The following is a 9216-nucleotide window of genomic DNA, read 5'->3' as shown; positions in this document are numbered from 1 at the left end:
GAATTTTGGAGTCGGGGTCGGTTTGAAACTCGGTATGGAGAATCAATTCCTCTGACTGCAAAAAAATCAGAGAATCGGCACGAATGGGGTCTAATTGTAATTCCGTCGGGTCGAGGACGGTTAAGGGGAGGGGAGAACCCAATAACCAAGTGGCTAGATCATCGGAGAAGTTTTCGGCAATAAATTTACAAATATTATCAAACATCGCGAGCGTTTTGTCTTTGTAGTTCCTCGATAGTTGCGGGGGATAAATCGGTAAATCGGGCGATTTCTGGGACAGGAAAACCAGCAGATAGCATTTTTAGGGCAATTTGTCGAGCTTTTTCTTCTTTCCCTTTTTCCTCGCCTTCCTCTAAAATATCTTGATAGACCTCAGTTTTCCTCAAATCACTTAAACTAAACATTTTTTCTATCTCCTTACGATTAATTTTCGGTAATTTGTCAGGGTGAGAGCATCTCAAACGCTATTGACAATTGGCCAATTTTGTGATCCGCGTGGGCATTTCCAGTGATACCAGTCAATCAGAATAGTTACGAACTCGACCCATTTGGTCGATTTTTGCTTAACAATTGAGATGGCAAATTCTCCTCAAATATGCCTGAATCGTGGGTAAGCAACTCACATAAAGTTCATTTTGTCAAGGATTGTTAAGATGCGCTTACCCTGGGTAATTTGTAAATGAGAATCGTCTCTATTAATTCTCAAAGTTCTCCCTGTTGTCTGGTATCCCTGAATTTTTGCTTAAATTGTTGAATCTATTGACCGTTTGATCTCAATTTTGGGTCTTCTCAATCAACAGGTTGAAATTACTATTACGACCCATCCAAGAACCACTGATTCTTCACCAATGGCATCCTAACTGTAATTGACTGTGGGTCGATGAGAACGACCGCGCCACCAAGCTAGTAGGGTACTAGCGATAAAAATACTCGAATAGGCCCCCGCCACGAAACCGATAATTAAAGCTAGGGCAAAATATTTTAAGGTGGTGCCACCAAAGAGAAAAATCGCCACCAGAGGCAATAAAGTGGTCAGGGTGGTATTAATTGAACGAGTTAGGGTTTGACTCACCGCATTATCGACAATTTCATCCACGGATAATTCGGGGGTATTGACAAAATTTTCCCGCACGCGATCATAAATTACCACCGTATCATTAACAGAAAAGCCCACAATTGTCAAGAGGGAAACTAAAAATAAACTATCCACTTCTACCCCCGCAATTAAGCCTAAAACCGCAAAGACCCCTAAAGTGATCAAAACGTCGTGCAGCAGGGCGACAATGGCAAAAAAAGCGTAATCCCGTTGAAAACGAAAGCTTAGATAGACAGCAATGCCAAAAAATGACACTAATAAAGCTAAAAATCCCGAACTAAATAATTCTTGACCGATGGTGGGACCAACTGTATCGATTTGACTGGTTTCGGGGTCAAAGGCGCCGATTTTCTGGTTTAAGGTGTCGAGTAATTTTGTTCTCTGTTCTTCTACGAGGGTTTTCGTCCGCACCGATAAAGTATATTTATCCAACACCTGCACACTACTGTTACCCAATCCTTCCTCGTCTAAAATCGCTTGCACTTCGGCAGTGGTTAAAGGTTTCTCACAGGTATTCTTTTTAGCACAGGCTAATTCTATCTGAATTCTCGTACCACCAACAAAATCTAAACTCGGTCGTAAAGGTGCTTGAATAGTGAACCAAGAAATCACCATGGCCAAAATACTACCAATCGTCAGCAAGGCCGAGACTGTCCACCAAAAATTACGCTGTTTTGTAACGTTAAATGCCATATTGATTAAGTAAAAAGTAAAAAGGAAAAAATGGGGGGTTGGGTGTTAGGTTTTGGGGGTTGGGGGTTGGAGTAGTGGGGGATTAGGGTTTTAGGGTTTTGGGGTTTTAGGGTTTTAGTTGAATTTCGCCATTTCCCCTATTCCCTAATAACTACTGATTTGTCGGTAAATTAGGGCAGAAAAGTTGCGGTTTTTGACGGACGCTGGGGACGTTTAACACGGTGATTAACAGGAGAGTGCGACTACAGGTTAAAGCGGTAAACATACTCACAGCTACCCCAATGGCTAAAGTTAAAGCAAAACCTTTAACTAATCCTGAACCCAACCAAAATAAGGCAGCACAGGCGATTAAAGTAGTGACATTACTATCAAGAATACTGGAAAAAGCCCGATAAAATCCCGACTCTACTGCCCGAAATAGGGATTTTCCCGCCCTTAATTCCTCCCGGGTACGCTCAAAAATTAGTACATTTGCATCAACTGCCATGCCGATACTGAGGATAAATCCGGCAATACCGGGTAACGTCATCGTGACTCCCACTAAGGCAAAAGCCCCCAGAGAGAGAATAGTATAGATAATCAGGGAAATATCGGCAATAATACCGGGTAAACGGTAATAAACCGCCATGAAGATTAAAACTAACAGTAAACCCACTAAACCAGCGTAGATACTGCGACGGATGCTATCCTGGCCTAAAGTTGCCCCGACGGTGCGAATTTCTTCCACTTTAACGGGGAAAGGTAGGGAACCACCGCGCAATTGAATCGCTAGATCGTTGGCAGTTTCGGCGGTAAAATTACCAGTAATCACGGCCCGGCCTCCTGTAATTCCCGTTTGGGCAAACTGCACATCAACCACAGGGGCGCTAATTAATTCATTATCGAGGAAAATCCCAATACTGCGACCAGTACCCGCAATCACTTTAGTCAGTTCGGCAAATTTATTGCCCCCTTCCGAGTCGAAGGTAATGGCCACTTCCCAGTTAGTGCCTTGGGTGGAACTAATAGTGGCATTTTGGAGATTTTTTCCGGTTAAGTCCACCGATTCAAATAAATTTAAAATTGCCTCTTTAGATTTTTGCAGAGATTGTTCTAGTTCGGCAATTTTAGCGGCATTTTCGGGTTTATTCTCGGCTTTGAGGGCGGCTAATTCCGCTTTTTTTTGTTGAAAAATTGAATATTCAGCCCGAAATTCTCCTTCTGTACCTTGTTTTTGCTGACGAAATTCTAATTGGGCCTGAACATTTAAGTTTCTCTCAGCTTCTTTGGGATTTGTGACCCCAGGTAGTTGCACGATTACCTGATTTTTACTGTCCACAGTCTGCACTAATGATTCAGAAACACCGAGGGCATTAACGCGGTTCTCAATCACATTTTGTACGGCTTTTAAATCATTAGGTTGAATGGTTTTGACGGTTTCAGTGGGTTTAACCTGAATGGTTAATTGACTACCACCGCGCAGGTCTAAACCTAATTGTAGGGGTAACTTAACCAGGACGAAGATCGAGGCAACAACCAGGCCGAGGATCAGTAACAATAACCAATTTTGTCTCTGCATAACTTCAGTATCAAAAGGAGAATTTTTTAAATGCGATCACCGACCATTTTTTGGACAGCTTCGACAATTTGATTAGGTTGAATAATCGTCAATCTTTCTAGATTACCGTTATAAGGCGTGGGGATATCTTGGGAAGATAATCTTAACACGGGGGCATCTAATTCATCGAATAACTGCTCGTTAATTAAAGCAATTAACTCGGAAGCAATTCCCGCCGTTTTCATACATTCTTCCACGATAATCACCCTGTGAGTCTTGCGAATCGAAGCGGCAATCGTCTCCATATCAAAGGGTTTCAGGGAAATTAAATCGATAATTTCTGGATCATAGCCATCTTTTTCTAACTGTTTTAATGCCTGTAAACAGTGATGACGCATCCGCGAATAGGTGAGAATAGTTATATCTTCTCCCTTGCGAACGATTTCCGCTTTATCGAGGGGTAAAAGATACTCGCTATCAGGTAAATTTTCCTTGAGATTATAGAGAAGAACGTGTTCAAAGAAAAGCACGGGGTTATTATCTCTAATCGCCGATTTTAATAAACCTTTGGCATTGTAGGGAGTGGAACAAGCGACAATTTTTAGGCCAGGTACTGCGTGAAAATAGGCCTCTAAACGTTGGGAATGTTCCGCCCCTAATTGTCTCCCCACACCCCCCGGACCACGGATAACCATGGGGATTTTAAAATTACCGCCAGAAGTATAACGTAACATCCCGGCATTGTTGGCAATTTGGTTAAAGGCAAGCAAAAGAAAACCCATATTCATGCCTTCAATAATCGGACGTAATCCCGTCATGGCTGCCCCCACTGCCATGCCCGTAAAACTATTTTCAGCGATGGGAGTATCTAAAACCCTTAAATCGCCATATTTTTTGTAGAGATCTTTGGTAACTTTGTAGGAACCACCGTAATGACCCACATCTTCACCCAAAACAAATACTGTCTGGTCGCGGCCCATTTCCTCATCGATCGCCTGTCGCAAAGCATTAAATAATAGGGTTTCTGCCATATCAAGTCCCCGCTTACAATTCGGTCATCTTATCACTAAACTTATTATCTTACCCCTTTTCTGGTCCGAAGGGAGAGGGAATTATGAATTATGAATTATGAATTATGAAATGGGGAGATGGGAGAAGCAATGAGACAAGGGAAGGTCTCCCTCCGTTTCCTGATGGGTTATACAAGAGGTAGAACCTCTGGAAATGCGTTGCAAGGGAGATCCCTGCAACGAGGTAAATAAAAACAATTATGACTATAGATAATAGTCTATTCTAGTTCCCGACAATCGGCCGGCAAAGAACTAAGATCAAGATCAAGGAATCCCCTACCGTTAAAGCTGATGAAATTACCCCGTCTTGCCACTTTAATCATTGGTCTGAGCTTTATTTTCGGATTAATGTTGTGGTTAGTCAACTCTATCTATCGTCTTTACATCCAGATCGCCTTTACCGCTCCTATCTTAGCTAATATTCTGCTTTTGCTCATTATCGGACTGCTGGGTTTGCTAATATACGTTCTTTTGTACTACTTTTATCTGCTGCCCCAGCACCAAAAAAGTCGCCGCGGGTTGCGTTCTTCCTCCCGTCCACCCCTAAAATTACCAGTAGAAAAAACCGAGGCCGCCGGGGAAACCTTAAAAGCTATCCGGCAACAAGTGGAGCAAATTCAAGATAAAGTAACTCAACAGGTTTTGATTAAGCGTTCCCAAGAAATTGAGCGAAGTTTAGTTAGAAAAGAAGTTAAAATCATTGTTTTCGGTACGGGATCGGCGGGAAAAACCTCTCTAATTAACGCCCTCATCGGTCAAATGGTGGGCAATGTGGAGGCAACCATGGGAACCACGGAAAAAGGGGAAACCTATAGTTTAAAAATGAAAGGTGTGAATCGGGAAATTCAAATTACCGATACCCCCGGCATTCTCGAAATTGGTGCGGCTGGAGGTCAAAGGGAACAGTTAGCGCGACAATTAGCCACGGAAGCAGATTTACTTTTATTTGTCATTGATAACGATATTCGCCAATCGGAATACGGCCCTTTATTGGGTTTAATTGATATTGGTAAACGTTCTCTCTTAGTCTTTAATAAAATCGATCTCTATAGCGACGAAGATCGAGACATTATTTTAAAACAATTACGAGAACGTCTAAAAGGAGTGATCCTTTCCGCCGATATTATTGCCGTCGCCGCTAATCCCCAACCAGTACAGTTAACTGGTGGACAAATGATCACACCAGAACCAGATATTTTAGCTTTAATTAAACGTTTAGCTTCAGTTTTACGGGCCGAAGGGGAGGATTTAGTGGCGGATAATATACTCTTACAATCCCAAAGATTGGGGGAAGAAGCTAGGAAAATTATCGATCGCCAACGTCGTCGCCAAGCTGATAAAATTATCGATCGCTATCAGTGGATCGGTGCGGGAGTGATTGCGGTGACTCCCTTACCAGTGTTCGATCTGTTAGCAACGGCGGCGGTTAATGCTCAAATGGTCAGAGAAATTGGTCAAGTTTATGGCTGTGAAATTAACAGCGATCGAGGCAAGGAATTGGCTGTATCTTTGGGTAAAACTCTAGTTAGTTTGGGAGTAGTGAAAGGAGCGGTAGAATTATTAGCCAGAATCCTACAATTAAATTTTACTACCTATATAGTCGGTAAGGCAATTCAAGGGGTCAGTGCCGCCTATTTAACCCGCATTGCTGGCAAAAGTTTTATTGAATATTTCCGTCAGGATCAAGACTGGGGTGACGGTGGTATGACGGAAGTGGTACAAAGACAATTTCAACTTAGTCGCAAGGAAGAATTTATTAAGTCTTTTGTGGCCGATGCGATCGGTAAAGTGGTACAACCTTTTCAGGATGATTGGCAGCAAGAAGAAGTTTTAGAAGCTAGTCGCGAGGATGATTGGTAAAGATCGAACCCGGGAGCGATAGGCAAAATTGTATAGTAATTGTTACAATCGTTTTGGGGTTCCGCAAGGGCAAAAAAAAGATGCGACAGCAAGTTATCGACTGGTTAAAAGAAAACGTCAACGAACACCGTCTGCGACATATTCTCGGTGTGGAGACCATGTGTATTGATTTAGCTCGTCATCACGATCTCGATCCCGTCCAAGCAGGGCAAGCTGGATTACTACACGATCTGGCTAAATTTTTCAAGCCCAAAAAACTGCTAAAAATGGCGGAATCGGCGGGAATAGAGGTGGATAATATCTGTTTATCCCATCCCCACTTACTCCACGCTGATGTGAGTGCAGTTGTCGCCCAAAAAGAATTTAACGTTACCGACGAGGAAATTCTCGAAGCAATTCGCAATCATACCCTCGGTAAACCCAATATGAGCGATCTTAGCTGTATAGTCTTTATTGCCGATGCCTTGGAACCCAATCGCGGCGATACAACCGAATTAAACGCCCTACGACAACTCAGCTATCAAAATCTCCATAAAAGCGTTCAACAAACCTGCGATTATTCCCTAAAATATCTTTTAAGTAGCCATTGTCCCATTCATCCCCGCACCGTGCTAACGCGCAACTGGGCGTTACAAATTGTTAAAGAACAACCAACAGAAACTAAAACCATTGATTAACATAATCTCAAGACTCGCTTACAACCACCTCAGCCAAAGGATAACCACAACCTGAATGACCAATCCCACTGGAATTATTACCCCCATCGCCGAAAATCTCAAGACCGAAAAATTTCTAGAGACAATTGTCACCGCTGCCGAGGACAAGAAAGCGGGGGACATCGCTATCCTGAAAGTCGCCGATATCTGTTATTTAACCGATTATTTTCTGATTATTACCGGCTATTCTACCACCCAAGTGCGAGCGATCGAGGATGCGATCGAAGCCGCTATGGAACTAGAATGGCAACAATCCCCCCGACAAGTGGAAGGAAAAAGCGAAGGTAGCTGGATCCTGATGGATTATGGCGCTATCATTGTCCATATCTTTTTACCAAAAGAGCGAGAATTTTATAATTTAGAAGCTTTTTGGGGTCATGCTCAACGGATTCCTCTACCTAGCGACCATTTAGAGGAGTAGAATCCATGAAATCCTCCCTTGATTTCTGTCCCGTCCCGGAAGAACAGCAACCGGTTAACGAGTACGAACAATTAAAAGAATCTTGGTTTTTCCGTTGGGCGACGCTAGATGTAGCCCCTTATACAAAAAAAATTGTCTGGTTATGGTTATGGACATGGTTAATTGTCGGACCGATTGCCGCCGCTAGTTTTCCCCTTAAAAAAGCCCCTTTTCTCTTCCTCTGTGCGGGGATTTTTGGCTCGACAATTTTGGTAGGATTGGTGTTATTGCGCTTGTATTTAGGCTGGATCTACGTTTACGATCGCTTGCAATCGGAGAAAGTATTTTATGAAGAGTCGGGCTGGTATGATGGCCAAATCTGGACAAAAACCGCCGCCATTTTAACCCGTGATCGTTTAATCGTCTCCTATCAAATCCAGCCCATTCTCCAGCGTTTACAAAAAACCGCCCTGATTTTAGGGGCAATTGTCGCTATCAGTGGTCTTTTCTGGCTATTTTTCACTCACTAACCGCAACCAATCACCAATCTGAATGAATAGGGTAAAACGTTCACCAACCCACCGCTTAGAAATTCATCTCCTCCGGGAAGGTATTATTGAATCGGTTCATAATGTCGAGGCCGCTATTTGCGATGACCGCGGCCGGGTATTATCCACCGCCGGCAGCGCCGAAACTAGCGCCTTTATTCGTTCGGCCCTGAAACCTTTTCAAGCACTGGCTGTCATCAGTACCGGCACCCTCGAACGCTACGATCTCAACGATAAGGATCTAGCCATTATCTGTAGTTCTCACCAAGGCACAGTGGAACACGCCCGTCAAGTCTTTAATATTCTCTGGCGTGCCGATATCGATCCCAACGCCCTGCAATGTCCCCTCCCGGAAGGTAAACCCAGTCGCCTCCAGTACAATTGTTCTGGTAAACACGCCGGGATGTTAGCGGTGTGTCAACAGCGTGGCTGGCCGTTAAATAGCTATCTGCGGCGTTCTAGTCCGATACAGAAGCTAATTTTAAGCAAAATTGCCGAATTATTGGGGATGCCGGGGGATGAATTAATCAGCGCCCACGATGACTGCGGTGCGCCCACCTATTCAATGCAGTTGGGGCAAATGGCCCATCTCTACGCCCAGTTAGCCTCTGGCAACCGTTTAGACTTAGAAAGAATCGTCCGGGCGATGACCTATCATCCCCGCATGGTAGCAGGAGAAGGGGCTTTTGATACGGAATTAATGCGGGCTAGTCAGGGGGAAATCGTCAGTAAAGCCGGGGCCGAAGGTATTCAATGTATCGGGCGCGTCGGTGAAGGTTTAGGATTAGCAATTAAAGCCCTAGATGGTTCCAAACGGGCTAAATATGCCGCCGCTTTGCAAATTCTTAAACAGTTAGGTTGGATTACTCCCAATGTGGCCGAATCTCTCTCGGAAAAATTCCTTAAAATCGGCAGTTATACCCGCTTGGAAGTGGTGGGGGAAATGGCTTTATTGTAAATAGTCGGTTAACAAAGCTTAATAGAACAAAAAGAAAAGTTTTTGCTGCCTTATGGCTGACTGTGGCGGGCAATCATTCGATTGAAGGCGGTTCCCAGAGGGTGGGCGTGGCAATCCTACTTAGGGCTTGCGGCAAAAAGTTTTTCGTGGGGGTAGGGTGTGGGGTGTGGGGTGTGGGGTGTAGGGTTTTACCGATTTTGAGGGGGTCAATTACCTAATTTTCAGGGAAAAAGTCCCTGAATTTTCCCCCCGATCACTCCCATATTTGCTACTTTTTGATTGACAAAAAGTCTAAAAGTCTTACCCAACAAGGTTTTTAGATTTATTCAGCAAGCTCT

The 9216-nt window shown here is 43.7% G+C and carries 9 protein-coding genes and 1 pseudogene; 5 read left to right on the top strand and 5 right to left on the bottom strand.

Features of this window, described 5'->3' with window-relative positions; genetic code table 11:
* The 5 genes and pseudogenes from IM475_RS17315 to IM475_RS17295 form a co-directional block, all read right to left on the bottom strand.
* Window positions 1-205, bottom strand: a pseudogene (locus IM475_RS17315) (hypothetical protein); the annotation flags it as partial.
* The gene (locus IM475_RS17310) at window positions 198-404 is read right to left on the bottom strand and encodes a hypothetical protein (RefSeq protein ID WP_287728473.1); all 207 of its coding nucleotides are present in this window, start codon (window positions 402-404) and stop codon (window positions 198-200) included. The gene IM475_RS17310 and the pseudogene IM475_RS17315, both read right to left, overlap by 8 nt.
* 452 nt (window positions 405-856) lie before the next feature.
* Window positions 857-1789, bottom strand: coding sequence for a protein translocase subunit SecF (gene secF, locus IM475_RS17305; protein ID WP_287728472.1), 933 nt, complete (start codon window positions 1787-1789; stop codon window positions 857-859).
* Between the two features lie 151 nt (window positions 1790-1940).
* Window positions 1941-3347 carry a protein translocase subunit SecD gene (gene secD, locus IM475_RS17300; protein ID WP_287728471.1) on the bottom strand — a complete coding sequence of 469 codons (1407 nt, stop codon included), beginning with the start codon at window positions 3345-3347 and terminating at the stop codon, window positions 1941-1943.
* A gap of 26 nt (window positions 3348-3373) precedes the next feature.
* On the bottom strand, window positions 3374-4357 hold the full coding sequence (locus IM475_RS17295) for an alpha-ketoacid dehydrogenase subunit beta (RefSeq protein ID WP_002742584.1): 984 nt from the start codon (window positions 4355-4357) through the stop codon (window positions 3374-3376).
* Between the two features lie 330 nt (window positions 4358-4687).
* Between IM475_RS17295 and IM475_RS17290 the strand changes: the two genes are divergently transcribed.
* From IM475_RS17290 to IM475_RS17270, 5 genes are all read left to right on the top strand, one after another.
* Complete coding sequence (locus IM475_RS17290; protein ID WP_287728470.1) at window positions 4688-6256, top strand: YcjF family protein; 1569 nt, start codon at window positions 4688-4690, stop codon at window positions 6254-6256.
* Between the two features lie 80 nt (window positions 6257-6336).
* Window positions 6337-6933 carry a bis(5'-nucleosyl)-tetraphosphatase (symmetrical) YqeK gene (gene yqeK / locus IM475_RS17285; protein WP_287728469.1) on the top strand — a complete coding sequence of 199 codons (597 nt, stop codon included), beginning with the start codon at window positions 6337-6339 and terminating at the stop codon, window positions 6931-6933.
* Between the two features lie 55 nt (window positions 6934-6988).
* Window positions 6989-7393 (top strand): ribosome silencing factor, encoded by a 405-nt coding sequence (gene rsfS / locus IM475_RS17280; RefSeq protein ID WP_108936462.1) that lies wholly within the window; start codon window positions 6989-6991, stop codon window positions 7391-7393.
* A 5-nt stretch (window positions 7394-7398) separates the two neighbouring features.
* Window positions 7399-7902 carry a CGLD27 family protein gene (locus IM475_RS17275; RefSeq protein ID WP_287728467.1) on the top strand — a complete coding sequence of 168 codons (504 nt, stop codon included), beginning with the start codon at window positions 7399-7401 and terminating at the stop codon, window positions 7900-7902.
* A 22-nt stretch (window positions 7903-7924) separates the two neighbouring features.
* Entirely contained in the window at window positions 7925-8878 is a 954-nt protein-coding gene (locus IM475_RS17270; RefSeq protein ID WP_012264183.1) for an asparaginase, read from the top strand.
* The last annotated feature ends 338 nt before the right edge of the window (window positions 8879-9216 follow it).

The organism is Microcystis sp. M061S2 (assembly GCF_020245605.1).
Classification (GTDB): Bacteria; Cyanobacteriota; Cyanobacteriia; order Cyanobacteriales; family Microcystaceae; genus Microcystis.
Note: the sequence above shows the minus strand (reverse complement) of the source record. Positions and strands in the feature narration are given on the sequence as shown.